The sequence below is a fragment of the Silicimonas algicola genome (assembly GCF_003970735.1).
GTDB lineage: Bacteria > Pseudomonadota > Alphaproteobacteria > Rhodobacterales > Rhodobacteraceae > Silicimonas > Silicimonas algicola.
The window spans coordinates 2,863,359-2,889,631 of sequence record NZ_CP034588.1 but is presented as its reverse complement, the minus strand read 5'-3'; the positions used below and the strand labels follow the sequence as shown (position 1 = coordinate 2,889,631).

Annotated in this window: 21 protein-coding genes; 12 read left to right on the top strand and 9 right to left on the bottom strand. The window is 65.5% G+C overall.

The genetic code is table 11. The features are described from left to right. Window positions 1–28 precede the first annotated feature (28 nt). The 5 genes from EF888_RS14200 to EF888_RS14180 are packed head-to-tail and all read right to left on the bottom strand — an operon-like array spanning window position 29 to window position 4,972. Window positions 29–559: a carboxymuconolactone decarboxylase family protein gene (locus EF888_RS14200; RefSeq protein WP_109760790.1), complete on the bottom strand. Its 531-nt coding sequence runs from the start codon at window positions 557–559 to the stop codon at window positions 29–31. 49 nt (window positions 560–608) lie between these two features. Further along, the gene (locus EF888_RS14195; RefSeq protein WP_109760791.1) at window positions 609–1,883 is read right to left on the bottom strand and encodes a Na+/H+ antiporter NhaA; all 1,275 of its coding nucleotides are present in this window, start codon (window positions 1,881–1,883) and stop codon (window positions 609–611) included. A gap of 34 nt (window positions 1,884–1,917) precedes the next feature. Then, window positions 1,918–2,910, bottom strand: coding sequence for an NAD(P)H-quinone oxidoreductase (locus tag EF888_RS14190; RefSeq protein WP_109760792.1), 993 nt, complete (start codon window positions 2,908–2,910; stop codon window positions 1,918–1,920). A gap of 8 nt (window positions 2,911–2,918) precedes the next feature. Next, on the bottom strand, window positions 2,919–3,797 hold the full coding sequence (gene sucD / locus EF888_RS14185) for a succinate--CoA ligase subunit alpha (RefSeq protein WP_109760793.1): 879 nt from the start codon (window positions 3,795–3,797) through the stop codon (window positions 2,919–2,921). Continuing rightward, window positions 3,797–4,972, bottom strand: a complete 1,176-nt coding sequence (locus EF888_RS14180) for a succinate--CoA ligase subunit beta (protein WP_109760794.1) — start codon at window positions 4,970–4,972, stop codon at window positions 3,797–3,799. Before EF888_RS14180 ends, sucD (EF888_RS14185) begins: the two co-directional genes overlap by 1 nt. 117 nt (window positions 4,973–5,089) lie before the next feature. On the opposite strand from EF888_RS14180, the gene EF888_RS14175 reads away from it, so the two are divergent. The 4 genes from EF888_RS14175 (at window position 5,090) to EF888_RS14160 (ending at window position 11,904) form a co-directional block, all read left to right on the top strand. Continuing rightward, window positions 5,090–5,974 carry a LysR family transcriptional regulator gene (locus tag EF888_RS14175; RefSeq protein WP_109760795.1) on the top strand — a complete coding sequence of 295 codons (885 nt, stop codon included), beginning with the start codon at window positions 5,090–5,092 and terminating at the stop codon, window positions 5,972–5,974. A gap of 83 nt (window positions 5,975–6,057) precedes the next feature. After that, the gene (locus EF888_RS14170; protein ID WP_109760796.1) at window positions 6,058–7,806 is read left to right on the top strand and encodes an NAD(P)H-dependent oxidoreductase subunit E; all 1,749 of its coding nucleotides are present in this window, start codon (window positions 6,058–6,060) and stop codon (window positions 7,804–7,806) included. Window positions 7,807–7,810: 4 nt separating this feature from the next. Continuing rightward, window positions 7,811–10,600: a formate dehydrogenase subunit alpha gene (gene fdhF / locus EF888_RS14165; RefSeq protein WP_109760797.1), complete on the top strand. Its 2,790-nt coding sequence runs from the start codon at window positions 7,811–7,813 to the stop codon at window positions 10,598–10,600. A 254-nt stretch (window positions 10,601–10,854) separates the two neighbouring features. Beyond that, window positions 10,855–11,904 carry a ketopantoate reductase family protein gene (locus EF888_RS14160; protein ID WP_206508320.1) on the top strand — a complete coding sequence of 350 codons (1,050 nt, stop codon included), beginning with the start codon at window positions 10,855–10,857 and terminating at the stop codon, window positions 11,902–11,904. Here the strand turns inward: EF888_RS14160 and EF888_RS14155 are convergent. From EF888_RS14155 to EF888_RS14140, 4 genes are all read right to left on the bottom strand, one after another. Next, window positions 11,901–14,207 (bottom strand): phosphoenolpyruvate carboxylase, encoded by a 2,307-nt coding sequence (locus tag EF888_RS14155; protein WP_109760798.1) that lies wholly within the window; start codon window positions 14,205–14,207, stop codon window positions 11,901–11,903. The two genes, EF888_RS14160 and EF888_RS14155, sit on opposite strands and share 4 nt — an antisense overlap. A 75-nt stretch (window positions 14,208–14,282) precedes the next feature. Next, on the bottom strand, window positions 14,283–15,164 hold the full coding sequence (gene sucD / locus EF888_RS14150) for a succinate--CoA ligase subunit alpha (RefSeq protein WP_109761270.1): 882 nt from the start codon (window positions 15,162–15,164) through the stop codon (window positions 14,283–14,285). After that, window positions 15,161–16,363, bottom strand: a complete 1,203-nt coding sequence (gene sucC / locus EF888_RS14145; RefSeq protein ID WP_126918581.1) for an ADP-forming succinate--CoA ligase subunit beta — start codon at window positions 16,361–16,363, stop codon at window positions 15,161–15,163. The genes sucD (EF888_RS14150) and sucC overlap by 4 nt, the downstream gene beginning before the upstream one ends. 50 nt (window positions 16,364–16,413) lie before the next feature. Next, complete coding sequence (locus EF888_RS14140; protein WP_109757982.1) at window positions 16,414–16,950, bottom strand: hydrolase; 537 nt, start codon at window positions 16,948–16,950, stop codon at window positions 16,414–16,416. A 276-nt stretch (window positions 16,951–17,226) separates the two neighbouring features. Between EF888_RS14140 and EF888_RS14135 the strand changes: the two genes are divergently transcribed. The 8 genes from EF888_RS14135 to EF888_RS14100 all read left to right on the top strand — a co-directional run bounded on the left by EF888_RS14135 (window position 17,227) and on the right by EF888_RS14100 (window position 26,249). After that, entirely contained in the window at window positions 17,227–17,934 is a 708-nt protein-coding gene (locus EF888_RS14135) for a GntR family transcriptional regulator (RefSeq protein WP_109758511.1), read from the top strand. Window positions 17,935–17,980: 46 nt separating this feature from the next. Next, window positions 17,981–19,753: an oxalyl-CoA decarboxylase gene (gene oxc, locus EF888_RS14130; protein WP_206508318.1), complete on the top strand. Its 1,773-nt coding sequence runs from the start codon at window positions 17,981–17,983 to the stop codon at window positions 19,751–19,753. A 17-nt stretch (window positions 19,754–19,770) separates the two neighbouring features. Then, complete coding sequence (gene frc / locus EF888_RS14125) at window positions 19,771–21,045, top strand: formyl-CoA transferase (protein ID WP_109757983.1); 1,275 nt, start codon at window positions 19,771–19,773, stop codon at window positions 21,043–21,045. Between the two features lie 58 nt (window positions 21,046–21,103). Beyond that, on the top strand, window positions 21,104–22,021 hold the full coding sequence (locus tag EF888_RS14120; protein WP_241239676.1) for a methionyl-tRNA formyltransferase: 918 nt from the start codon (window positions 21,104–21,106) through the stop codon (window positions 22,019–22,021). A 27-nt stretch (window positions 22,022–22,048) separates the two neighbouring features. After that, window positions 22,049–23,716 (top strand): formate--tetrahydrofolate ligase, encoded by a 1,668-nt coding sequence (locus tag EF888_RS14115; RefSeq protein ID WP_109757984.1) that lies wholly within the window; start codon window positions 22,049–22,051, stop codon window positions 23,714–23,716. A gap of 55 nt (window positions 23,717–23,771) precedes the next feature. Beyond that, window positions 23,772–24,626: a universal stress protein gene (locus EF888_RS14110; protein ID WP_109757985.1), complete on the top strand. Its 855-nt coding sequence runs from the start codon at window positions 23,772–23,774 to the stop codon at window positions 24,624–24,626. Between the two features lie 112 nt (window positions 24,627–24,738). After that, window positions 24,739–25,710, top strand: a complete 972-nt coding sequence (locus tag EF888_RS14105) for a Bug family tripartite tricarboxylate transporter substrate binding protein (RefSeq protein ID WP_109757986.1) — start codon at window positions 24,739–24,741, stop codon at window positions 25,708–25,710. A gap of 35 nt (window positions 25,711–25,745) precedes the next feature. Beyond that, the gene (locus tag EF888_RS14100) at window positions 25,746–26,249 is read left to right on the top strand and encodes a tripartite tricarboxylate transporter TctB family protein (protein WP_109757987.1); all 504 of its coding nucleotides are present in this window, start codon (window positions 25,746–25,748) and stop codon (window positions 26,247–26,249) included. Window positions 26,250–26,273: the final 24 nt, after the last annotated feature.

Here is a 26,273-nt window from a genome sequence, read left to right as displayed (position 1 = left end):
TTCTATGACGGCGCGTGCGTCGCGTCCATCACAGCGGATCCGCGTCGAATGCCGCCTGTATCGCGGGGTCGGTCGGCACGTCGTAGGTCAACAGGATGGTGCCGAGGATGCCGTAGAAGCCCACCATCGCGATCAGGTCGAAAACCGCACGGCGTCCGAGCGCTTGCTCGAGGTCGGCTTCGAGGTCGGGCGGCAGCCGGTGGTGATCGATCACGGCGTCCACCGCGCGGACGATCGTTCCGTCCTCGCCGTCGGGCATTTCCCGCACCGCCGCGATCCGGTGGTCCGGCAGTCCGATGGCGCGCGCGCGGGCAACGTGGTGAACCCATTCATACTCCGATCCGAGACGAAGGGCGGTGCGCAGGATGACGATCTCGCTTTTATCGGGGCCGAGCGCGCTGTCCTTCACCAAATGCTGGCGCAGGGGTGCCCAGGCCCTGAGAAGCTCGGGATGGTGCGCCATCGTGCGATAGACGTTCAAGGCGCCGGCGAAGCCATCCTTCATGTCGGCGATGCTCTCGGGCCAGTCGGCATCGGAAAGAGGAGCGATTGTGGGCATCTCGACCTCCGGATGAAGAAAGGGCGGCCCGAAGGCCGCCCCGCTCGGATCACTCGGCCGGAGCCGGCTTCGGTGTGCCGCCCTTGGCGTTGAACATCTTGCCGACGACCCAGGACACGGCGGCCGCGAAGAACGACAGGAGCGCGCCCATCTTGGCCGCGTCCTGCACCTCGCCCGGCGGGAAGGCGACCGAGGCCACGAAGAGCGAGACGGTGAAGCCGATGGCCGCGACGCAGCCGAGGACGAAGAGGTCCGAGGTCTTCATGCCGTCGGGCAGACCGAACTTGAGGACGTGGGCCCCAAGATAACCCATGGCGAAGATGCCGAGAGGCTTCCCGATCAGAAGGCCCGCCAGCACCAGCGTCGTCGCCGCCCCCACGGACGAGAACTCGACGCCCGCGTTCATCAGGCCGAAGAAGAAGAGCACAACTTCGACGGGACGTTTCAGCACATGCTCGGTGTGGTTGAGAAGGTCGGTCTGGTGAACCTCCTCTTCGGCGAAGATGCCGTAGTCGATGTCGCCGTGCGGGAAGGCGGGCACGATGGGCAGAAGACCCAGGGCCGGGTGGATGCCGGCCTGGTGGAAGGCATACCAGGAAATCGCACCGGCGATCAGGTAGGGCCAGAACGACAGGGTCTTGCGGAAGAAGGTCGAGTTCGGACGCTCCTGGTTGCCCCGGTCGAGCCGCCTCGGCATCCAGTTGAAGAGGATATAAGCTCCCACGGCCGCAGCGAGCGAGACGAGAAGCCATGCGGGCGCGAGGTCGCCCGAGGGATAGAAGATCGCGAGAATGATGAGACCCGCCGCGTCGTCCGCGATGGCGAGGAGGAGGAGGAACCCGACCGCCGGGTGGCCCGCGCCGAAGACGATTCGGCCGACGAGGTACGAAAACGCGATGTCGGTCGCCGTCGGGATGGCCCAGCCGTTCGCCAGTGTCGCGAACTTGCCCAGCATCAGCGCGCCGATCAGATAGACCGCCGCCGGGCCGATCATGCCGCCCGCCGTGGCGATGAGCGGGGTCACCGCCTTCTTGCCGCGCAGCGATCCCTCCCGCAGCGCGACGGCTTCCCAGACTTCCTTGCCCGCCAGAGCGAAGAAGAAGGCCATCAGGATGTCGTTGACGAGGAAGTGGAGCGTCAGGACACGCCCGACATGGCCCTGTCCGTCATCGTGCATGGCGCCGATCGGGCCGCCTTCCATCAGGGGATACTCGACGACGTGGTGATAGCTGTCCGGCGCCAGGTTGGCCCAGACCAGCGCGGCGATCGCGCCGAGAATGAGAAGCGCCGAGTATTCCTCGACGAAGTTCCACACCTTTCTCACGTCTCTCTCCCTGTCTCTTGTTATCGTTGTGTTTTTATGGCGTCAGAAGGATCTTGCCCGCGTGTCTTGCGGACTCCATCAGGCGATGTGCGTCGGCCGCTTTTTCGAGGGGAAGCACCTCGTGGGTGACGGGGCGCAGCTTGCCTTTTGCAAAGAGTGGCCAGACCTTGTCCTGCAACTCGGCGGCGACGGCAGCCTTGAAGGCGTCTGGTCGCGAGCGAAGCGTGGACCCGGTATAGCTGAGGCGCTTCAGCATGACAGGCATCAGGTCGATCTCGACCTTGGAGCCGGCGTTGAAGGCAAGCTGGATGATCCGGGCGTCGGGGCGGCAGGCCTTGATGTTCCGCGCGACGTAGTCGCCCCCGATGATGTCGAGAACGATGTCCGCGCCGCCCGCCTCGCGAACGACCTCGACAAAGTCCTCATCGTTGAAGTTGATCGCCCGGTCGGCGCCGAGGCCAGTGACGAAGTCGGCCGCCGCGGCGTCCGGCACCGTCGTCAGCACCTTCAGCCCGAAGGCATGGCCAAGCTGCACCGCCGTCGACCCGATCCCGCCCGCGCCGCCGTGGACGAGGAAGGAACCTCCCGTCGGAATATCGTGACCGTGGAAGACGTTGGACCAGACAGTGAAATAGGTTTCCGGCAGACCCGCCGCGTCGATCTCGGCGACGTTCCCTGGCACCGTCAGGCAATGCGACGCGTCGACGGCCACGAATTCGGCGTAGCCGCCGCCATTCGTCAGCGCCACGACCCGGTCGCCGACGCTCCAGCGCGTCACCTCCGACCCGAGGGCCACGACCTCGCCCGAGACCTCGAGGCCCAGGTGCGGGGAGGCGCCTTTCGGCGGCGGATAGTGCCCGCGACGCTGCACGAGGTCGGGGCCGTTCACCCCTGCGGCCGTCACCCGGATCAGCACCTCGTGCGGTCGGGTGTCGGGTGTCTCGATCTCGGCGATCTCCAGGACGTCGGGCGCGCCGGGTTCGCGCATGACGATGGCGCGCATGGTCGAGGGCAGGGCTTGGGGCATCGGCGGTCCTACTTGCGGTCGAGAGCGGTCAGGACCGTATCGACTACATGATCGGCGTTCTTCGCAACCAGAACGCCCGCCGATTTCAGTCGCGAGATCTTGTGTTCCGCCGACAGGGCCCCGAGCACGGAAAGCGTGCCCGCGTGTCCCATGCGGCGGCCTTCGGGCGCATGACGACCGACGACCAGCGCGATCACGGGCTTGCCGTAGTCGGTGCCGCAAAGGTACTCCGCCGCCTTCTCCTCTTCGCGCCCGCCGATCTCGCCGATCAGAACGACGGCTTCGGTCTCGGGATCATCGCGGAAGAGCTTCAGGCACTCCACGAAGCCGACGCCGTGCAGGGCATCGCCGCCCACGCCCACCGTCGTCGACTGGCCCAACCTCGCCGCGGAACACCGCGCCAGGATCTCGGAGGTCAGCGAGGCAGAGCGCGAGACGATGCCGACCCCGCCGGCGGTCGCATCCTTGGTGGGCATCACGCCGATCTTGCACTGGCCGGGGGTCAGGATGCCCTGGCTGTTCGGGCCGATCAGCACGGTCTTCGAACCCTGAAGGGCGCGCTTCACCCGGCCCATGTCATGCTGGGGCACGCGTTCGGTGACGCAGACGATCGTGCCGATCCCTGCCTCGATCGCCTCGATGATGGCATCGGCCGCCTTGGGCGCGGGTACGATCACGAGCGAGGCATTGGCTCCCGTCTCGCGCACGGCGTCCTTCACCGTGTCGTAGATCGGCAGGCCCAGGTGCCGGGTGGCACCCCGGCCCGGTCGGACGCCGGCAACGACGTTCGTGCCGTAGCGCATGGTCTGATCGGCGTAGAAGGTGCCGGCCCGGCCGGTCATCCCCTGGATCAGGACCTTGGTGTCGGCGTTCACGAGAATGGCCATCAGCGCGCTCCTTGCGCCAGAGCGACCGCGCGTTTTACCGCTCCCGTCATGTCGCTCACGACTTCGGCGGGGACCTTGCGGTCCTTGAGGATGCGCAGGCCCCAGTCGGCGTTGGTTCCTGCCAGCCGCGCCACGCAGGGCAGCTTGCGCTCGGCCCGGCTGTAGGCGAAGGCCACGCCCTCGGCCACCGTGTCGCAGACTGTCATGCCGCCGCCATGGACGTTCAGGAGGATCACTTTCACCTTCGGGTCCTTCAGCAGAAGCTCGACTCCCTTGGCGATGTCGAAGCTGGTCGCGGTGGTGCGTATGTCCATGAAGTTGGCCGCTTTTCCCCCCGCGTCGGCGATCATGTCGTTGGTGGCGAGGCCAAGCCCCGCGCCGTTCACCACGACGCCCATGTCGCCGTCCAACTTCACGAAGTTGATGTTGCTCTTCGCGGCCTCGGCCTCGACCCCCGGGATGGCCTGTTCGGCCAGCATCGTCTCGAACTCGGGGTGACGGAAAGCGGCGGAGGCGTCGAGCGTGATCTTGGCGTCGATAGCGACCCAGTCGCCCTCGGCGGTTTTCGCGAAGGGGTTGATCTCGAGAAGAGTCATGTCGTTGTCGAGAAAGGCGCGCCGTGCGGCCAGGATGGGGTCCGCCGCAGCCTCGTCGACACCAAGGTCCGAGAGGAAGGCGGTAAGGGCGACGCGATCCTCATCGGGAATGACGAGGGTATGTACGGTGTCCGAATCCATTCGCGCTTTCTGCTCGAACTCGACGCCGCCGTCCGAGGAGGCGAGAAGCATCGGTGCGCCGCTGTCGAGGTCGAGAGCGAAGGCCACGAAATACTGCGCTTTCAGGTCGAGAGCGGCCTCGACGTACACGCTGGCGACCGTCTCGCCCTCAGGCCCGGTCTGCTGGGTGACGAGGTTGCGTCCCAGCATCCGCGCCGCTTCGTCACGGACGGACGATGGGGTCGCGGCGAAGCGCACGCCGCCTGCAAGCCCGCGGCCGCCGGCGGCGATCTGGGCCTTTACCGCGTATTTCTTGGAGGCAATTCCGGGGTACGAGCCTGACAGGATGCCGGCACAGGCGGCCTCGGCCTCGTCAGCGGTACGCGCGATCCGGCCCGACGGCACCTTCAAGCCGTATTGGTGCAGCAATTCCTTGGACTTGTATTCAGAAAGCAGCATGTCGCGGCCTCCCCTCCGTGTTCACGCGTACGTGGTGTGTGGTATACCAGCGGGATCAGACCTGTCAACTTGTGTGCGCCCGTTCCGCTGTGCGAGATGGGGAGCAAAGGAGCCGCGATGTTGGATCTCAGAGACCTCGAATGTCTGGTGGCGCTGACGCGTCAGAGGCACTTCGCCAAGGCGGCCGAGACCTGCGGTATGTCGCAGCCCGCGTTTTCGATGCGGATCCGCAACCTCGAGGAGCGTCTCGACACCCAGATCGTCAAGCGCGGCAACCGCTTCCAGGGGCTGACGGCCGAGGGCCAGACCATCGTGAACCATGCGCTCGGCATTCTCGACCAGGTGCGCACGCTGGAAGAAGAGGTTCGCGCCGCGAAAGGCGAGGTCGTGGGGCGGCTGGTCCTTGCCGCCATTCCCACGGCGACCGCCTTTGCCGCCCATGTCGCGCATCGTCTGCGCGAAGGGAATCCCGGCATCCGCACGCGCATCGAGTCGACGACGTCTCTCGCCATCCAGCAAGGGATCGAGGACGGCCGCTTCGACGCAGGCCTGACCTACGCCGATGCCGCGTCGGCCGATTTTCTGAGGATCGACGAGTTGTACCGCGAGAAGTACGTCCTTCTCGTCCCCGACAGCCTCAATCCCGGCAAATCCGCCAGCATGACTTGGGCCAAAGCGGCCGAGTTGCCGCTGATCCTTCTCGAACCCGAGATGCAGAACCGCCGCATCCTCGACCGGATCTTCGAGGAAGCCGGCGTCGAACCGGACGTGGTGGCCGAGACGAACGGTTTCATGGCTGCCGTCGTCATGGCCATGCAGGGAATGGGCGCTACAGTTCTACCCCAGGTGCTGGTCGAGGCGCTTGGCACGTTCGACCGCGCCGCGCTCGTGTCCCTGACCGATCCGGCAGTCGAGCGCGCCGTTTGCCTCGTGACCCCCAGGCGGGGTCAGGGCATCCCGGTGGTCGAGGCGCTGAGGCGCACCGTTCTGCCGGGACGATAACGCCCACTTATCGGGCCTTAGCGTAATCGCATTTGACCATATGAATTCCTGAAGGCACTTTGACCGTTCAAAAGGAGAACCGCATGGCGCCGCTCGACGATCAGAAAGGTGTTTGGAAGCAGAAAGGCACGGGGCGCAGCCGCCGTACCCCCAAGGGACGGCAGGCCGATGACGCCGCGCTGAACGAGGTTCGGGCACTTCTGGGCGACCGCCCGCGGCGGCGCGATCTGCTCATCGAATTCCTCCACCTGATCCAGGACGAATACGGCCAGTTGTCGGCCCGCCATGTCGTGGCCCTGGCCGAAGAGATGCGCCTCCCGCAGGCTGAAATCTATGAGGTCGCGACCTTCTACGCCCACTTCGACGTGGTCCGCGAAGGCGAGGCTTCGCCGCCGGCGCTGACAATCCGCGTGTGCGATTCGCTGTCCTGCGAACTGGCCGGCGCGCAGGCGCTGAAGAAGGCGCTGGAAGACGGGCTCGACCCGGCCGAGGTGCGTGTCCTGCGCGCGCCCTGCATGGGACGCTGCGACACCGCGCCGGTCCTCGAACTTGGCCATCATCACATCGACCACGCGACGCCCGAGAAGGTGCGCGAGGCCATCGCGCACGGCCATACCCACGCCGACATGCCGGATTATGAGACGCTGGAAACCTACCGCGGGGCAGGGGGTTACAAGACACTCCTCGACCTGCGCGAGGTCGGCCACTGGGAGAAGGTCCAGGAGACCATCCTCGCCTCCGGCCTTCGCGGTCTTGGCGGGGCGGGCTTTCCCTCGGGCAAGAAGTGGGGCTTCGTTCGCGCCAATCCGGGACCGCGCTACCTCGCCGTGAACGGCGACGAGGGCGAGCCGGGGACCTTCAAGGACCGCTACTTCCTCGAGCGGACGCCGCACCTGTTCCTGGAAGGGATGCTGATCGCCGCATGGGCCGTGGAGGCCGAGCGCGCCTTCATCTACATGCGCGACGAATATCCTGCCGTGCTGGAAATCCTTCGCCGCGAAATCGCGGCGCTGGAGGATGCAGGCATCGCCAGGAAAGGCTTCATCGACCTCCGCAGGGGCGCGGGCGCCTATATCTGCGGCGAGGAATCGGCGATGATCGAGTCGATCGAGGGCAAGCGCGGCCTGCCGCGCCACCGCCCGCCCTTCGTGGCGCAGGTCGGCATCTTCGGCCGTCCGACGCTCGTCCACAACGTCGAGACGCTTCACTGGGTCGCCAAGATTTGCCGCGAGGGTCCCGAGTGCCTGAGCGCCACGGAAAAAAACGGCCGCAAGGGGCTGCGGAGTTATTCGGTCTCGGGCCGCGTGAAGAACCCTGGCGTGCATCTGCTTCCTGCGGGCTCGACCATCACCGACATCATCGAGGCTTCGGGCGGAATGCTCGACGGCCACAGCTTCAAGGCCTACCAGCCGGGCGGTCCGTCCTCGGGTCTGCTGCCGGCCCACATGAACGACATCCCGCTCGACTTCGACACGCTTCAGCCCCACGGATCGTTCATCGGGTCCGCCGCCGTCGTCGTCCTGTCGGACCGCGACAGCGCCAAGGCCGCCGCGCTCAACATGCTTCGCTTCTTCGAGGATGAAAGCTGCGGCCAGTGCACCCCCTGCCGCGTCGGCTGCGAGAAGGCGGTCAAGCTGATGGAGAAGGAGGTCTGGGACGTCGACCTTCTCGAGGACCTCTGCACCGTTTTGGCCGATGCCTCGATCTGCGGTCTGGGACAGGCCGCGCCTAACCCGATCCGCCTGACCATCAAGCACTTCATGGACGAGTCCGAGTACGTGCCGCCCGAAGACGGCTACGACACGACGGGCTCTCTCGAGAACAGGAACTGACGCCATGCCGGATGGAACACAAATCCAACAGGTCACCTTCACGCTCGACGGGCGCGAGGTCACCGTTCCCGAGGGCACTACCATATGGGAGGCCGCCTTCGGGCAGGGTCTTCGGATCCCCCACCTCTGCCACAAGCCGGCACCGGGCTATCGCCCCGACGGCAACTGCCGCGCCTGCATGGTCGAGGTCGAGGGCGAGCGTGTCCTCGTCGCCTCGTGCATCCGGCCCGCCGCCGACGGCATGGTGGTGAAGTCCGCCACGGAACGCGCTGAGAAGGCGCGCAAACTCGTCACCGAGCTTCTGGTCGCCGACCAGCCCAAGCGCGACGTCGCGCATGACAAGTCCTCGCACTTCTGGGACATGGCGGACCTGAACGGTGTCACCGAAAGCCGCTTCCCCCCGATGGAAGAGGTCCGCGTCCCGCTTCTCGACGCCAGCCACGTCGCCATGCGCGTCAACCTCGACGCCTGCATCCAGTGCAATCTCTGCGTCCGCGCCTGTCGCGACGTGCAGGTCAACGACGTGATCGGCATGGCCTATCGCGGGCACGATTCGAAGATCGTCTTCGACCAGGACGACCCCATGGGCGCCTCGACCTGCGTCGCCTGCGGTGAATGCGTCCAGGCCTGTCCGACGGGCGCACTGATGCCCGCGACCGTGGTGGACGATGCCCAGGTTGGCGACAGTGCCGACTTCGACAGCGAGGTGGATTCCGTCTGCCCCTATTGTGGCGTCGGCTGCCAGATCTCTTTCAAGGTCAAGGACGGCAAGATCAAGTACGTCGAGGGTATCGATGGCCCGGCGAACGAGAACCGGCTGTGCGTCAAGGGCCGCTTCGGCTTCGACTATATCCAGCACCCGCATCGCCTGAAGAAACCCCTGATCCGGCGCGAGGACGCGCCCGAGAAGGGGCTGAACGTCGATCCGGCGAACATCCTGACCCACTTCCGCGAGGCGACCTGGGACGAGGCGCTGGACGCCGCGGCGAACGGCCTTGCGAAGCTGCGTGAGGATACCGGACGCCGGGTGGCGGGCTTCGGTTCGGCAAAGTGTTCGAACGAAGAGGCCTATCTCTTCCAGAAGCTGATCCGGCAGGGGTTCGGCCACAACAACGTCGACCACTGCACCCGTCTCTGCCACGCCTCGTCTGTGGCGGCATTGATGGAGAACGTCGGCAGCGCAGCGGTGACGGCGACCTTCAACGAGATCGAGAATGCGGACGTGGCCATCGCCATCGGCTGCAACCCGACCGAGAACCACCCGGTCGCGGCGACCTACTTCAAGCAGTTCGCCAAGCGCGGCGGCAAGCTGATCGTGATGGATCCGCGCGCCAACGGGCTGAAGCGCTATGCCTCGCACATGCTCCAGTTCAAGCCGGGCGCCGATGTCTCGATGCTGAACGCGATAATGCACGTCATCGTCGAGGAAGGGCTCTACGACGAGCAGTACATCCAGGGCTACACCGAGAACTGGGAGGCGATGAAGGAGCATCTGAAGGGCTTCTCGCCCGAGAAGATGTCCGCGATCTGCGGCATCGACGCCGAAGTCCTTCGCGACGTGGCCCGCACCTTCGCGGGCGCCAAGGCGGGGATGATCTTCTGGGGCATGGGCATCTCGCAGCACATCCACGGCACCGACAACTCGCGCTGCCTCATCAGCCTCGCGCTGATGACGGGGCAGGTCGGGCGTCCGGGCACGGGCCTCCATCCGCTCCGTGGCCAGAACAACGTCCAGGGCGCGTCGGATGCGGGCCTCATTCCGATGTTCCTGCCGGACTATCAGCCGGTGACGGACGACGGCGTGCGCTCGGCCTTCACCGATGTCTGGAAGTCCAGCGACTTCTCGTCCGAGAAGGGTCTGACCGTGGTCGAGATCATGGACGCGATCCATGCCGGCGACATTCGGGGCATGTATATCCTGGGCGAGAACCCGGCGATGTCCGACCCCGACGCAAGCCACGCCCGCGATGCTCTGGCGAAGCTCGAGCACCTCGTCGTCCAGGACATCTTCCTGACCGAGACGGCGAATTATGCAGACGTGATCCTGCCGTCCTCGGCCTGGTACGAGAAGACCGGGACCGTCACCAACACAAACCGGCAGGTCCAGATGGGCCGTCCGGTGATGCCGCCGCCGGGCGAGGCGAAGGAAGACTGGTGGATCGAGGTCGAACTGGCCAAGCGGCTGGGCCTCGACTGGGACTATACGCATCCGCGCCAGGTCTTTGCCGAGATGAAGATCAACATGAAGTCGCTCGACAACATCACCTGGGAGCGTCTCGAAAGATCGGCGGTGACCTATCCGTCGCTTTCGCCCGAGGACCCGGGTCAGGCGATCGTCTTCGGCGACGGCTTCCCTCGTGCCGACGGTCGGGCGAAATTCACCCCGGCCAGCGTCATCCAGCCGGACGAGCTGCCGGACGCCGAATACCCGATGGTCCTCATCACCGGCCGCCAGCTCGAGCACTGGCACACGGGCTCGATGACGCGGCGCTCGAAGGTGCTGGATGCGATGGAGCCGGAGGCCAATTGTTCGATGCATCCGCGGACCTTGCGTGCGCTTGGCGTCGAGGCGGGCGACTACGTTCAACTCACCACGCGGCGCGGGACGGTTTCGGTCATGGCGAGGTCGGACCGCGCAATCGGCGAGGGTCAGGTCTTCCTGCCCTTCGCCTATGTCGAGGCGGCTGCGAACATTCTGACGAACCCCGCTCTCGATCCCTTCGGCAAGATCCCCGAGTTCAAGTTCTCGGCGGTTCGGGTCGAGAAGGCGAAAGACGCCGTCGCGGCCGAGTAACCTCGGGCGACAGATGTGAAAAGGGCCGGCTCTCATGGCCGGCCCTTTTCGCTCGCACGGGGGAAGAAACGTTGTACGCCTCTTCATCGGCGAACAATAAGGCAGGAATTTGCCCTATCGTTGCTGACTTAGTGACAATTGCCTTTTCCGGGCCTGAATGAACGGCTCGAGGCATGCGCTGCAGCGCGGCGGGCAGTTGGGGCTATCGCCTGTGCATGGACCGCGCTAGGACAGGCCGAAACAGGGAGGCATACATGCGTATACTGATCCTCGGGGCGTCCTACGGTTCGCTCCTGTCGACGAAGCTTCTGATGGCCGGGCACGATGTGACGCTCGTCTGCATGCCCGCCGAGGCGGAACTCATCAACGCCACCGGCACGACGGTGCGCATGACGTTGCGGGGCGAGGACGAACCGCGACTTCTCAGGTCGGGCGACTTTCCCGGCACTCTGGACGCGGTGACGCCGGGGGATGCGGATCCCGCCGCCTATGACCTCGTCGCGATGGCGATGCAGGAACCGCAGTACAGCGCGCCCGAAATCCGCGATCTCTTGAAGCGGATCGGCGAGGCCCGCGTTCCCTGCATGTCGATCATGAACATGCCGCCGCTCTCCTACCTCCGCCGGATCCCTGTCATCGATGGCGACAGCCTGACGGACTGCTTCGCCGACGCCTCGGTCTGGGATGCAATCGAGCCGTCGCTGATGACGCTCTGCTCGCCCGATCCGCAGGCCTTCCGCCCGCCGGAAGAGGGGCTGAACTTCCTCCACGTCGGGCTGCCGACCAACTTCAAGGCCGCCGCCTTCGACGATCCGGCGCATACCGCCATCCTCAAGACGCTTGAAGCCGACATCGCGGCGGTGACGCTCGACGGCAAGGACGTGCCGGTGAAGCTGCGCGTCCACGACAGCCCCTTCGTGCCCTTCGCCAAGTGGTCGATGCTGCTGACAGGCAACTACCGCTGCATAGAGGCCGATGGCATCCGGCCGATCCGGGAGGCTGTGCATTCGGACATCGACGCCTCGCGCGAGGTCTATGAGTGGGTCGACGCGCTGGTTCGCAAGTTGGGGGCGGGGAATGAGGACGCGGTGCCCTTCGAGAAGTATGCCAACGCGGCGAGGTCGCTTCTGAAGCCGTCTTCGGCGGCGCGCGCCATCGATGCGGGCGCGCCCGCCATCGAGAGGGTGGACCGGCTGGTGCAGACGCTTGGCCGCGCGCAGGGGATGCAGTCCGACACGGTGGACCAGACGGTGAAAGTCGTGGATGCCCGGCTTCAGGAGAACCGGGCGAAGGCGAAGACCTAGCCGGTATTCCTCAGCCCCGATGCGACGCCATTGATCGACAAGAGCAGACCGCGCATCGACTTCTCGTCGTCCTGACCTGCCCGAACCCGGCGCAGCATCTCGACCTGCATGTGATTGAGGGGGTCGAGGTAGGGGCTGCGTCTCCTCAAGGCGGCCGCCCGCTCGGTCGATCCGGCTTCGCCCACGGGGTGGCCGGTGATGGTCTCCAGAGCCTCGATGGCCAGGGCCCATTCCGCGCGGATGCGTCCGAAGATGCTCTCGGCCAGAGCGCGGTCCTCGACGAGATCGACGTAAGAGGCGGCGATGGAGAGGTCGGCGCGTTCCGAGATGAACTCGATCTTCGAGATCAGCATTCGGAAGAAGGGCCAGTCGGCGTAGAGACCGCGCAGCGTTTCGGTGCCTTTGGGACCCGCGTCCGTCAGCCACTCCGACACGGCGGTGCCGAAGCCGTACCAGCCCGGCAGCATGATCCGGCATTGGGCCCAGGAGAAGACCCAGGGGATCGCGCGCAGCGCGGTGATCTCGCGCGTCTTGGCCCGCGAGGCTGGGCGCGAACCGATGTTCAGCGATGCGATCTCGTTGATGATGGTGCAGGACCAGAAGAAATCCTCGAACCCTTCCGTGCCGTAGACGAGGTCCCGGTATGTCTCGAAGGCGGTCTGGCTGAGGGTTTCCATGATCCGTTCGCCCGCCGAGGATCGTTCCGAGGTGCGGGCGAAGAAGGACGCCTCCACCGCAGCCGCAACGACGGTTTCGAGGTGTGCGTGACCGATGTCGCGCTGCGTATAGTGGGAGGAGATGACCTCGCCCTGTTCCGTCAGGCGCACCTGACCATCCACGGCGCCCGCAGGCTGGGCCAGGATCGCCTCGCGCACCGACCCGCCGCCGCGGCCGACCGATCCGCCGCGACCGTGGAACAGCCTCAGCCGCACGCCGTGCTTCCGGAACAGCGCCACCAGCTCCCGCTCGGCCTTGTAGAGTTCCCAGTTCGAGGTGACGAAGCCGCCGTCCTTGTTCGAGTCGGAATAGCCTAGCATCACCTCCTGCACGTTCTCCTGCCATTTGAGCGTGCGCAGGTACTCGGGCATCTCGAGCAGCGACTTCATCACCGAAGCGCCGTTGCGGAGATCCTCGATGGTCTCGAAAAGCGGCACCACACGCAGGCCCTTGTCGGCGTCCGAGGCGGCGAGGCCGGTTTCCTTCAGCAGCACCATCAGCTCCAGCAGATCCGAGGCGGAGGTGCAGTTCGAGATGATGGCGCAGGTGATGGCGCGCGGCCCGAAGGTGTCGCGGGTGCGGCGCGCCTCGGTGAGGACCGCAAGCTCGCTGCGGGTCTCGTCCGTATAGGCGTGGAACGGCCGCATCAGGTGGCGGCGGGACCCCAGTTCCTCGCGCAGGATGGCCACGCGCGACATCTCGTCGAGGTCGGCGTAGCCCGGTCGGCCTGCCGCTTCCAGAAGCTCGGCCACGGTCCGGAGGTGGACGGCCGAATTCTGGCGCAGATCGACGGTGGCGAGGTGGAAGCCGAAGGAGCGCACCTTGCGGCGCAGTCGCAGAAGCCGGCCCTTCGCCGTCGCCTCGGCCTGGTTCGCTCGGAGCGAGGCGTCGATCAGGTCGAGGTCGGCCAGGAAGTCCGACGGCGCGGCATAGGGGAGGGCGGCTGCGGTCTTGCGGGGGACGCCCGCGTTCGGCACCAGCTCGCGCAGGGTCGCGGCGAGGCGGGCGTAGAGCGCGATCAGCACCCTGCGATAGGGTTCGTCCTGCCGATGCGGCGAGGTGTCGGGCGATGCGTCGGACAGGGCCGCGATTGCGGGGCTGCGTGACAGTTCGTGCAGCGCGCGGGCGATGGCGAATTCGGCGCGCATGGTGGCCTGCCGCCGGATCTCGGTCGGGTGAGCGGTCATCACGGGGCTGACGAGGGCGGTCCGGAAGAAGTCGGCGAGGGCGGCCTCCGATCCCGACGCCTCGATGGCGCGGGACAGGATCGCGTCCAGTGACGGCGCCTCGGTCTTTTCCTCGGCGTGGAGCAGCGCCTCGTCCTCGGTGATGTTCAGAAGGTGCAGGTAATAGGTGAAGGCCCGGAGCGCCTGGATCATGCGCTCGACGGGCAGGGCGGAGATGATCTCGCGCACGCGTCCGAGGTCGTCGGCGGAGGCGCTGTCGTGGAACCGGATCGATCCCTTGCGGATGTCCTCGACCATGTCGAAGGCCTGTCCGCCCTCCTGCACGCGCAGGACGTCGCCGAGGACGCGGCCCAGGAAGCGGATGCCGTCGTCGGTCGCGGTCTTTCCGGTGTCGGCCATGTGTCGTCCTCCAAAGGAAAAGGGCCCCGTCGGGGGCCCTTCGTTGTTAGCGGTAACTTTTGAGAAAGGTAAGCCTCACCCGATGGCTTCCAGCATGGCCTCGCCCAGTCCGGCGGGGCTTTCGGCGACGGTGATGCCGGCGGAGCGCATGGCTTCGATCTTGTCCTCGGCGCCGCCCTTGCCGCCGGCGACGATGGCGCCGGCGTGGCCCATGCGGCGGCCCGGGGGCGCGGTGCGGCCGGCGATGAAGCCCGCGACGGGCTTCTTGCGGCCGCGCTTCGCCTCGTCCTTCAGGAACTGCGCGGCCTCCTCCTCGGCACTGCCGCCGATCTCGCCGATCATGATGATCGACTGGGTCTCGTCGTCGGCCAGGAACCACTCCAGCACGTCGAGGTGCTCGGTCCCCTTGATCGGGTCGCCGCCGATGCCGACGCAGGTCGACTGGCCGAGGCCCACGTCAGAGGTCTGCTTGACCGCCTCGTAGGTGAGCGTGCCCGAGCGCGACACGACGCCGACCGAGCCCTTGCGGTGGATGTGCCCCGGCATGATGCCGATCTTGCATTCGCCCGGCGTGATGACGCCCGGGCAGTTCGGCCCGATCAGGATCGAGGCCGAGCCCTCGAGCGCGCGCTTCACGCGCATCATGTCGAGGACCGGGATGCCCTCGGTGATGGCGACGATGAGCGGGATCCTCGCGTCGAGCGCCTCGAGGATCGAATCGGCCGCGAAGGGGGGCGGGACGTAGATCACGGTGGCGTTGGCGCCGGTCGTCTCCACCGCCTCGTGGACGGTGTCGAAGACGGGCAGGTCGAGGTGGGTCTGGCCGCCCTTGCCGGGTGTGACGCCGCCCACCATCGCCGTGCCGTAGGCGATGGCCTGTTCCGAGTGGAAGGTGCCCTGGGAGCCGGTGAAGCCCTGGCAGATCACGCGGGTGGTCTTGTCGATGAGGACGCTCATGCCTTCTCTCCCTTGACGGCCCTAACGATCTTCCGCGCGCCGTCCTTGAGGTCGTCGGCGGCGATGACGTCCACGTCGGATTCGTTGATGATCCGCTTGCCTTCTTCCACGTTGGTGCCCTCGAGCCGCACGACGAGCGGGACCTTCAGCCCCACCTCCTTGACCGCCGCCACCACGCCTTCCGCGATGACGTCGCAGCGCATGATGCCGCCGAAGATGTTGACGAGGATGCCCTTCACGTTCGGATCGGAGGTGATGATCTTGAAGGCCTCGGTCACCCGCTCCTTCGTGGCACTGCCGCCGACGTCGAGGAAGTTCGCGGGTGCAGCACCCTCGAGCTTGATGATGTCCATGGTCGCCATCGCGAGGCCGGCGCCGTTCACCATGCAGCCGATCTCGCCGTCGAGGGCGATGTAGTTCAGGTCGTACTTCGAGGCCTCGAGTTCCTTCGGGTCCTCCTCGGTGGTGTCGCGCAATTCCGTGATGTCAGGGTGGCGGTAGAGCGCGTTGCCGTCGAAGCCCATCTTGGCGTCGAGGCAGCGCAGGTCGCCGCCCGTCGTCACGATCAGCGGGTTGATCTCGAGCATCTCCATGTCCTTGTCCATGAAGAGCCGGTAGAGCGTGCCCATCAGCTGGACGCACTGCTTGACCTGCGCGCCCGTGAGCCCCAGGGCATAGGCGATGCGGCGGCCGTGGAACGTCTGGTAGCCGGTCGCGGGATCGACGCTGAACGACAGGATCTTCCCGGGCGTGCTCTCGGCCACCTCCTCGATGTCCATGCCGCCTTCGGTCGAGGCCACGAAGGCCACACGGCTCGAGGCGCGGTCGACGAGCAGCGCGAGGTAGAGTTCGCGCGCGATGTCGGCGCCTTCCTCGATGTAGATGCGCCCGACCTGCTTGCCCGCCTCGCCGGTCTGCTTGGTGACCAGCGTCCGGCCGAGCATGCGCTTGGCTTCCTCGGCGGCCTCCTCGACCGACTTCGCGATCCTGACGCCGCCCTTCGACCCCGCGTCGGCCTCCCTGAACGTGCCCTTGCCACGCCCGCCGGCGTGGATCTGCGCCTTCACCACCCAGACCGGACCGTCCAAGGCCCCCGCCTGCGTCTTCGCTTCCTCGCCCCGCAGGACCACACGCCCCTCCGCCACAGGCGCCCCATACGCCCGAAGCAACCCCTTCGCCTGGTATTCGTGGATGTTCATGGGTCCGTCCGTCCTCCCTTTGATCCCGGTCGTTCTGCCGGTTCTATCGTTTACTTGATGAACTGAAGCATCTTCTTGAACTGGGGCGTGCCGGCCCGCCCGAGCCATTCGAAGATGACCATCTCGGTGGTGACGATCCCCGCGCCATAGGCGTTCAGCCGCGCGATGCAGGCGGCTTCGCTTTCCATCGTGCGCGAGGCCGTGGCGTCCGAGACGACAAAGACCTCGAAGCCTTCCTCGATCATGCTGGCCGCGGTCTGGACTACGCAGATGTGCGCCTCCATGCCCGCGAGGACCGCCTGGCGCCGGCCGAGCGCGCGGAATGCGTCTGCGAAGGCGGGCTCCTCCATGCAGGAGAAGTGCATCTTGGGGACGATGGTGGCGTCGTTCGTGCGCAGCTCGGGCACCGTGTGGCCCAGGCCCTGAGGATACTGTTCCGTCATCACGATCGGCACGCCCATCTCGACGGCCCCGGTCATCAGGGTGCGGGTGTTGCGGATCGTGCGGGCAGGGGCCAGCATGGCGGGCACGAGACGTTCCTGCATGTCGATCACGACAAGCGCGGAATCGTCGGCGCGAATCAGCATGTGGCGTCCCTCCCGACCTTTTCTAGGTCTGTGGGATACCAGATACCAATCTCACGCGAAGCAATCAACACATAAGCCTTCCAGGACATCGTTTCAGGCATGAAAGAGTGCGCTTCAAGCGGCAAAACATTCAAAGAAATAAACATATTGATCTGAACCTCGCGGCGGGTCTGGCCGATGGAGCGTCAAAAATGGATTGCCGGGCCGATTTCGTTGTGTATGGTATACCACATGCCGCAGGGCATTCGGGACACAACATTGGGGGAGGTAACAGTGGTGCGGCTTAGTCCGATTCCGTCCAACTTTACCCTCAAGGATCATGTCTACGATATGCTCAAGGGCGCCATCACCGAGATGGACATCTATCGCCAGGGCGCCGACCTCCGTCTGGATGAGCGCTCGCTGGCCGAACAGCTTGGCATCTCGCGCACTCCTCTGCGTGAAGCCATCGCCCGGCTGGAGCGCGATGGCCTCGTCCTCGTGGTGCCCCGCAAGGGCGTCTACGTGCAGCAGAAGAGCCTGACCGAGATCCTCGAGATGATCGTGGCCTGGGCGGCGCTGGAAAGCATGGCTGCGCGGCTTGCGACGGAGCGGGCCAGCGACGGCGAGATCGCGAGTCTCCGCAAGATCGCGGCGAAGTACAACGACGGGACGCTGGATACGCGGATCTCGGAGTATTCCGACGACAACATCCGCTTCCATCAGCGGATCCTCGAAATCTCGAAGTGTGCACTTCTGAAGGAACTGGCCGACGGCCTGTTTCTCCACATGCACGCCGTCCGGCTGCGCGCGATGAGCGAAGGCGACCGCGTCCGGCGCTCGGTCGTCGACCATGCCGAGATCATCGAGGCGATCGAAAGCCGCGATCCCGACGAGGCAGAGCGCCGGGTGCGTGAACATACCATGCGGCTGCACGAGCATGTGCGGCGGACATGGACGAAACTCGAATTGAACCGGATCGCCGCAGCCGAAGCTGCGTCGTGAAAGAATGAAGAACGCGCCGCAAGCGGCGGCGCCAGGGAGGAAAATGATGGGAATCGCTGAATCGAGCGACGATCTGATGGCGCGGTCCGAATCCGCGCCCGAAACGCTGACCGACGGCTTTCACCTGCTGATCGACGCGCTGAAGCTGAACGGGGTCGAGACGATCTATAACGTCCCCGGCATCCCCATCACCGACCTCGGCCGTTATGCACAGGCCCAGGGTCTGCGGGTCCTGTCCTTCCGCCACGAGCAGCACGCCGGCTACGCGGCCGCCGCTGCGGGCTTTCTGACCAAGAAGCCCGGCATCTGCATGACCGTGTCGGCGCCGGGCTTTCTGAACGGCCTGACGGCGCTCGCCCATGCGACGACGAACTGCTGGCCGATGATCCTGATCTCGGGATCGTCGGAGCGCGAGATCGTGGACCTCCAGCGCGGCGACTACGAGGAGATGGACCAGTTGGCCATCGCCCGGCCGCACGCCAAGGCCGCCTATCGCATCCTTCATGCCGAAGACATCGGTCTCGGTGTCGCCCGCGCCATCCGCGCGGCGCTGACGGGACGTCCGGGCGGCGTCTACCTCGATGTGCCGGGCGCGCTTCTGGGGCAGGTCATGGACGCGGCCGAGGGGCAGAAGTCCCTCATCGAAGTGGTTGATCCCAATCCGAAAAGCGTGCCCGCCCCCGAAGCCATCGACCGCGCGGTTGACGTGCTGAAGTCGGCGAAGAAACCGCTCATCATCATCGGCAAGGGCGCGGCATACGCCCAGTGCGACGACACGGTGAAGGAACTGGTCGAGACGCTCGGCTTCCCCTACCTGCCGATGTCGATGGCGAAGGGCCTTCTGCCCGACACGCATCCTCAGTGCGCCTCGGCCGCCCGGTCTCTGGTGCTGGCCGAAAGCGACTGCGTCTTCCTGATCGGCGCACGTCTCAACTGGCTGCTCCAGCACGGGCAGGGCAAGTCGTGGGGCGAGAAGGGTACCAAGAAATTCGTCCAGATCGACATCGAGCCGACCGAGATGGACTCCAACCAGAAGATCGCGGCGCCCCTTATCGGCGACATCGAGAGCTGCTCGAAGGCGCTCTTGAAGGCCATGGGGTCCGACTGGAAGAAGCCCGACGAAAGCTGGACCGGCAAGGTCCGCGAAAAGGTCGAGGGCAACGTCGCCAAGATGGCGCCGCGCCTGAAGAACAACAACTCGCCGATGGACTACCAAGGCTCGCTCGGCGTGCTGAAGGACCTGATCGCCGAGAACCCGGATGTCGTGCTGGTGAACGAGGGCGCCAACGCTCTCGACCAGGCGCGTTCGATCATCGACATCTTCAAGCCGCGCAAGCGCCTCGACGTGGGCACTTGGGGTATCATGGGGATCGGCATGGGCTCGGCCGTGGCCGCAGCCGTCGAGACCGGCAACCAGGTCCTGGCGGTCGAGGGTGACAGCGCCTTCGGGTTCTGCGGCATGGAGATCGAGACGATCTGCCGCTACGACCTGCCGGTCTGCATCGTCATCATGAACAACAACGGCATCTATCGCGGCGACGGCACCAACTGGTCGGGCGGCGAGGATCCGGCGACGACCGTGTTCGTCAAGGGCTCGCGCTACGACAAGATGATGGAGGCCTTCGGCGGCGTCGGCGTTCACGTCGACAACCCCGACGCGCTGCGCGAGGCCGTGAAGGCAGCCTTCGCCAGCCGGAAGCCGACCCTCATCAACGCGGTCATCGCCGAAGACGCGGGCCGCGAGAGCGGCAACATCGGCAACCTCAACCCGTCCTCGGTCGTGGCGCAGGCGCGCTACCCGCAGGCCAAGAAGATCTGATCGGAGGACCAGGACAGATGAAAGCGCTCGAAGGCGTCAAGATCCTCGACTTCACGCACGTCCAGTCAGGCCCGACCTGCACGCAGCTTCTGGCGTGGTTCGGTGCGGACGTCATCAAGGTCGAACAGCCCGGCGTGGGCGATGCGACCCGCAAGCAGCTCGTGGATGTGCCGGGGGCCGACAGCCTCTACTTCACGATGCTGAACCACAACAAACGCTCGATCGAGCTGAACGCGAAGAACGAGACCGGCAAGGCCGTCCTGACGCGCCTGATCGAGGAGTGCGACGTCCTCGTCGAGAACTTCGCGCCGGGCGCGCTCGACCGCATGGGCTTCTCGTGGGACCGGATCCAGGAGATCAACCCGCGCATCATCATGGCCTCGGTCAAGGGCTTCGGCCCCGGCAAGTACGAGGACTGCAAGGTTTACGAGAACGTGGCCCAATGCGCTGGCGGCGCCGCCTCGACGACCGGCTTCCTCGACGGGCCACCGCTTGTCACCGGCGCGCAGATCGGCGACTCGGGTACGGGCCTTCACCTTGCGCTCGGCATCGTCACCGCGCTGTTCCAGCGCGAGAAGTCGGGTCGCGGCCAGAAGGTCCTGGCCCCGATGCAGGACGGGGTCATCAACCTCTGCCGCGTAAAGCTGCGCGACCAGCAGCGCCTTGCGACAGGACCGCTCAAGGAATACTCGCAGTTTGGCGAGGGCATCCCCTTCGGCGACGCGACACCGCGCGCGGGCAACGACTCGGGCGGCGGACAGCCGGGCCGGATCCTCAAGTGCAAGGGCTGGGAGACCGACCCGAACGCCTACACCTACTTCATCATCCAGGCAGCGGTCTGGGAGAAGGTCTGCGACGTCATCGACGAGCCAGAATGGAAGACTGCCCCCGGCTTCGCCAAACCCGCCGACCGGCTGGACAAGCTGAACCAGATCTTCTCGCGCATCGAAGAGTGGACGATGACCAAGACCAAGTTCGAGGTCATGGACACCTGCAATCCTCTGGACATCCCCGTGGGCCCGATCCTGTCCACGAAGGAGATCATGGAAGACGAGGGACTGCGCGCCACCGGCACGATCGTCGACGTCGATCACCCCGAGCGCGGCCGCTACGTCTCGGTCGGTTGCCCGATCAAGCTGTCGGACAGCCCCGTCGAGGTGGTCCGTTCGCCGCTTCTGGGTGAGCATACCGTCGAGATCCTGCAGCAGGTGCTGGGCTACGAAGGCGACGAACTGGAGAAGGTGATCTCCTCCGGTGCGGTTGGCGAGGCACGGAAAGTGGCCGCCGAATAGACGAAGAACCGGCGGGACGCGACACAGAGCGCGCCCGCCGCACACAGGGAGAGTCTGAATGAAATTGATCGTGATGGGCCAGCAGGCGTTCGGCAAGGACGTCCTCGCCAAGCTCCTCGACACCGGAACCGACGAAGTCGTGGCCGTCTATTGCGAGCCCGACCGGGACGGAAAGCCGGTCGACCCGATCAAGGAATACGCGCTGGAGAAGGGATTGCCGGTCGAGCAGCCGGCGAACTTCGACGCGCAGGAGACGCTCGACACCCTCAGGGGCTACGGCGCCGATCTCATGGTGATGGCCTTCGTCAACGTCTTCGTCCCCGAAGCCGCGCGCGACACGCCGACCCACGGCTCGATCTGCTTCCACCCCTCGCTTCTGCCGCTCCACCGCGGTCCCTCGGCCGTCAACTGGCCGATCATCATGGGCTCGAAGAAGTCAGGCTTCTCGTGGTTCTATCCCTCGGACGGTCTCGACGAGGGCGACAGCCTGATGCAGTGGGACTGCGAGATCGGCCCCGACGACACGGTGATCGACCTCTACTTCAAGAAGATTTACCCCGTCGCCGTCGACAGCGTGCTCGATGTCGTCGACCTCTATCGCAACGGCACCCCGCCGCGCATCGTCCCCGACGAAAGCGAAGCGACCTATGAGCGGCGCTGCACGACGAAGCACTCCGAGATCAACTGGAACCGGCTTGTCGGCCAGGTCTACGACCTGATCCGCGGCACCAATCCCGCGCCAGGTGCGTGGACGACGCACAACGGCAAGACCGTCGGCATCTTCGACAGCGTCCGCGTCCCGGGCGACGGCATCTCGTCGCGCGTCCGCGCGATCGGCGATGACGGGATCGAGGTGCAATGCGTCGGCGGCCGAATACTCGTCAAGCGCGTCCGGCCCGAAGGTGGCGGCAAGGTGTCCGCCGCCGAGTGGGCATCCGAAGTCGGCCTGAAGGTCGGCGACGAACTTGGAAACTGAAATCAAGACTCCGGAAAGAACACACACATGTCCGATATCGAAATCGCCCGCGCCGCCAAGAAGAAGTCGATCCAGGAGATCGGCACGAAGGTCGGCATCCCGACCGAGCACCTGCTGCCCTATGGCCACGACAAGGCGAAGGTCAGCCAGGAGTTCATCAACTCGGTGCAGGACCGCCCGAACGGCAAGCTGATCCTCGTGACCGCCGTCAACCCGACGCCGGCCGGCGAGGGCAAGACGACCACGACCGTGGGTCTCGGCGACGGTCTGAACGCCATCGGCAAGAAGGCGATGATCTGCATCCGCGAAGCTTCGCTCGGGCCGAACTTCGGGATGAAGGGTGGCGCTGCCGGCGGCGGCTATGCGCAGATCGTCCCGATGGAGGACATGAACCTCCACTTCACCGGCGACTTCCACGCCATCACCAGCGCCCACTCGCTGCTGTCGGCGATGCTCGACAACCACATCTACTGGGGCAATGAGCAGCAGATCGACGTGCGCCGCGTCGCCTGGCGCCGGGTCGTCGACATGAACGACCGTTCGCTGCGCCAGATCACGTCCAGCCTCGGCGGCGTCGCCAACGGCTATCCGCGCGAGGATGGGTTCGACATCACCGTGGCTTCCGAGGTCATGGCGATCCTCTGCCTGTCGAACGATCTGAAAGATCTTCAGAAGCGGCTCGGCGACATGATTGTGGCCTATCGCCGTGACAAGACGCCGGTCTACTGCCGCGACATCAAGGCCGACGGCGCCATGACCGTGCTCCTCAAGGACGCGATGCAGCCGAACCTCGTGCAGACGCTCGAGAACAACCCGGCCTTCGTCCACGGCGGCCCCTTCGCCAACATCGCGCATGGCTGCAACTCGGTCATCGCGACCAAGACCGCTCTCAAGCTGGCCGATTACGTCGTGACCGAGGCCGGCTTCGGCGCGGATCTGGGCGCCGAGAAGTTCATGGACATCAAGTGCCGCAAGGCGGGCCTGGCCCCCGACGCCGTCGTGCTGGTGGCGACCGTCCGCGCGCTGAAGATGAACGGAGGCGTCAAGAAGGACGATCTCGGCAAGGAAAGCGTCGACGCGGTCAAGAAGGGCTGCGCCAACCTTGGCCGGCACATCGAGAACCTCAAGCAGTTCGGCGTGTCCGTGGTCGTGGCGATCAACCACTTCGTCAAGGACACCGACGCCGAGATCCAGGCCGTCATCGACTTTGTGGCGACCCAGGGCTCCGAGGCGATCCTCGCCAAGCATTGGGCCGACGGCTCGAAGGGCTCGGCCGACCTTGCGCGGAAGGTGGTCGAGGTGGTCGAGCGCGGCAAGTCCAACTTCGCGCCGCTCTATCCCGACGAGATGCCGCTCTTCGAGAAGATCGAGACCATCGCCAAGCGCATCTACCGGGCCGACGAGGTGATCGCGGACACAAAGGTCCGGGGCCAGCTCAAGGAATGGGAAGAGCAGGGCTACGGCCATCTTCCGGTCTGCATGGCCAAGACGCAGTACAGCTTCACCACCGACCCGAACCGCCGCGGCGCGCCCACGGGCCATTCGCTGCCGGTGCGCGAAGTGCGGCTGTCGGCCGGCGCGGGCTTCATCGTCGTCGTCTGCGGCGACATCATGACCATGCCGGGCCTGCCGCGCGTGCCGTCGGCGGAAAGCATCTATCTGAACGACGACGGCCAGATCGAAGGTCTGTTCTGAAACACGACGCACGCGCCGCCGCCGCAGGCGGCGCGTCACCACAAGGGAGGACACCGTGCTAGACAAGATCCTCGTACCGGTCAGGGGCGACGGCAAGGGCGACAACGTCCTCGCTCACGCGGCGGCATTGGCGAAACGCTTCGGTTCGCACATCGTCGTGGCCCACTGCCGGGCACGCCCGGAAGACCTCATGCCGTTCGGCGTGCCGCTGCCGTCCTTCGTGCGCGACCAGCTCCTCAAGCAGTCCTACGATCTCGCCGACGAGGTCGAGCAGGGGCTCCGGGCCGAGCTGCACGCCCTCGCGATGAGCCTCGGCCTGAGCGAAACCGATCCTCCCCACGGCGGATCCGCGACCATCTCGTTCGTCGAGCAGACGGGCCGCATGGTCGACGTCATCAAGACGCATGGACGCCTTGCGGACCTGATCGCCGTGCCGAAGCCCGACCGCGACCGCAACATCGGCGTGAACTCGCTGAAGACGGCGCTTTTCCGCACTGGCCGTCCCGTCCTGATGTGCCCGCACCAGGACACCATCCCGGCCGATATCGGCGCGCATCTGACGATCGGGTGGAACGGCTCGATGGAGGCGGCGCGTGCCGTCGCCCTGACGCTTCCTCTGATCGGCGCGGCCGAAAAGGTCACCATCCTGTCCAGCGGGCAGGGCGAACCGAACGGGGCGATGACCTCGGATCTGGTCGAATATCTCGCGCTTCGAAATGTGAAAGCCGAAGTGGCAACATTCAATTCCCGCAATCCCGGCAAGGGATTGCTTGATGAGACACGTGCAGTTGGGGCTACACTGCTCGTCATGGGTGCCTACGGCGACAGCCACGAACGAGAGACGCTGTTCGGCGGAAACACCCAGACGGTAGTCGACGAAGCGACCCTGCCTGTCGTGATGGTGCACTGAAGGAACGACCCGCGGCGCACGCACCCGCCGCAGAAGAAGAACGGCACGTCAAGAAGCCGGCTATCGATAAAGTGAGACCTGCAATCATGCAGAACCAACAGTGGAGGATACTATGAAAGTGACCAAGCGCACATTCCTCGGCCTTGCCGGGGCTTCGGCGATTGCCTTGTCCGCGGCGCCCGCCGTGGCGCAGGGCTGGGAGCCGACCCGTCCGATCGACTTCGTCATCATGGCGGGTCCCGGCGGCGGTGCAGACCAGATCGCCCGCTTCATCCAGTCTGTCGTCGAGAAGAACGACATGGCTCCGCGTCCGCTCGTTCCGAACAACAAGGGCGGCGGTTCCGGTGCCGAGGCGCTGATCTGGCTCAACAACGCCAGCGACCCGGATCACACGATCCTCGTGACGCTGAACTCGTTCTTCTCCACGCCGATCCGTCAGCCCGACCTCGGGATCGACATCATGACTTTCACGCCGATCGCGATGATGGGCGTCGATCCCTTCGCGCTGTGGGTCCACAAGGACAGCGGCATCGAAAGCTTCGAGCAGTGGGTCGAGACCGTGAAGGGCGCCAATGGCGATTATGTCACGGGCGGAACCGGCACCGGTCAGGAAGACAGCATCGTCTTCGCCTACACCAACAACGCCTTCGACATGAACTCGAAGTACATCCCGTTCGATGGTGGCGGCGCTGTTGCGGCGGCTCTTGCCGGCCAGCAGATCCAGGCGACCGTGAACAACCCCGCGGAAGCGCGTGGCTTCTTCCAGTCGGGCGACGTGCGTCCCCTCCTGGTGTTCTCGGACGAAGAGATGCCGGCCTATCCGGGCATCCCGACGATGAAGTCGAAAGGTCACGACTTCAGCTACTACAATCAGCGGGCCGTCGTCGGTGCGCCGGGCATGTCGGACGAGGCAGCGGCTTACTATCAGGACCTGTTCAAGAAGGTCTACGAGTCGCCGGAATGGCAGGGCTATCTCGAGTCCGAGTCGCTTTCGCCGCTCTGGATGAACCCGGAAGAGCAGAAGGCCTACTGGGAGCTCCAGATGGACGTGCACAAGCAGTTGCTGGCCGAAATCGGCAACTGACGACCACGCGTAACTGAAAACAGGGAGGGCTGGCCATGAGGCGCGGCGAAATCATCACGGCGGGCGTGCTGGCCCTCCTCTCGATCTACCTGATGGTCGACAGTACCAAGCTCGGCGTCGGCTATGTCGCCGGAAAAGGACCGGCGGGCGGCTTCTGGCCGTTCTGGCTGTCAGTCGGCATGCTGATCTCGACGGGGTTCATCGCCCTGAACTGGTATCGCCGGACCAGCCCTCCCTCTCAATCCGACGAGCCCGTCCTTGACGCCTACGGCCGCAAGATGCTGTTGCTCGTCGGCGGCGGGATCATCGTCTTCGTCGGGCTGATCGACATCATCTCGATGTACGGCGCGATTGCCGTCTTCCTGTTGTACTACCTGCGGTTCCTGGGCCGCCACGGCTGGGTCCTCACGCTCTCGATGGCACTCGTTCTTCCCGTCGCGATGTTCTTCTTCTTCGAGGGACTGATGCGGATCAACATGCCCAAGGGGATGAGCTTCACGGCTCCCGTCTACGACGTCCTCTACGACATCATCTACTAGCTCCGGACCGACAAGCTTCACAGG

Excerpts from the sequence above, each read along its gene's own strand:
- EF888_RS14200 (WP_109760790.1), bottom strand. The coding sequence starts at position 559 with ATGCCCACAATCGCTCCTCTTTCCGATGCCGACTGGCCCGAGAGCATC.
- fdhF (WP_109760797.1), top strand. The coding sequence starts at position 7,811 with ATGCCGGATGGAACACAAATCCAACAGGTCACCTTCACGCTCGACGGG.
- EF888_RS14120 (WP_241239676.1), top strand. The coding sequence starts at position 21,104 with ATGAAATTGATCGTGATGGGCCAGCAGGCGTTCGGCAAGGACGTCCTC.
- EF888_RS14160 (WP_206508320.1), top strand. The coding sequence starts at position 10,855 with ATGCGTATACTGATCCTCGGGGCGTCCTACGGTTCGCTCCTGTCGACG.
- EF888_RS14170 (WP_109760796.1), top strand. The coding sequence starts at position 6,058 with ATGGCGCCGCTCGACGATCAGAAAGGTGTTTGGAAGCAGAAAGGCACG.
- EF888_RS14140 (WP_109757982.1), bottom strand. The coding sequence starts at position 16,950 with ATGCTGATTCGCGCCGACGATTCCGCGCTTGTCGTGATCGACATGCAG.
- EF888_RS14155 (WP_109760798.1), bottom strand. The coding sequence starts at position 14,207 with ATGGCCGACACCGGAAAGACCGCGACCGACGACGGCATCCGCTTCCTG.
- EF888_RS14190 (WP_109760792.1), bottom strand. The coding sequence starts at position 2,910 with ATGCCCCAAGCCCTGCCCTCGACCATGCGCGCCATCGTCATGCGCGAA.
- EF888_RS14105 (WP_109757986.1), top strand. The coding sequence starts at position 24,739 with ATGAAAGTGACCAAGCGCACATTCCTCGGCCTTGCCGGGGCTTCGGCG.
- oxc (WP_206508318.1), top strand. The coding sequence starts at position 17,981 with ATGGGAATCGCTGAATCGAGCGACGATCTGATGGCGCGGTCCGAATCC.
- sucC (WP_126918581.1), bottom strand. The coding sequence starts at position 16,363 with ATGAACATCCACGAATACCAGGCGAAGGGGTTGCTTCGGGCGTATGGG.
- EF888_RS14175 (WP_109760795.1), top strand. The coding sequence starts at position 5,090 with ATGTTGGATCTCAGAGACCTCGAATGTCTGGTGGCGCTGACGCGTCAG.
- sucD (WP_109760793.1), bottom strand. The coding sequence starts at position 3,797 with ATGGCCATTCTCGTGAACGCCGACACCAAGGTCCTGATCCAGGGGATG.
- EF888_RS14100 (WP_109757987.1), top strand. The coding sequence starts at position 25,746 with ATGAGGCGCGGCGAAATCATCACGGCGGGCGTGCTGGCCCTCCTCTCG.
- frc (WP_109757983.1), top strand. The coding sequence starts at position 19,771 with ATGAAAGCGCTCGAAGGCGTCAAGATCCTCGACTTCACGCACGTCCAG.
- sucD (WP_109761270.1), bottom strand. The coding sequence starts at position 15,164 with ATGAGCGTCCTCATCGACAAGACCACCCGCGTGATCTGCCAGGGCTTC.
- EF888_RS14180 (WP_109760794.1), bottom strand. The coding sequence starts at position 4,972 with ATGCTGCTTTCTGAATACAAGTCCAAGGAATTGCTGCACCAATACGGC.
- EF888_RS14115 (WP_109757984.1), top strand. The coding sequence starts at position 22,049 with ATGTCCGATATCGAAATCGCCCGCGCCGCCAAGAAGAAGTCGATCCAG.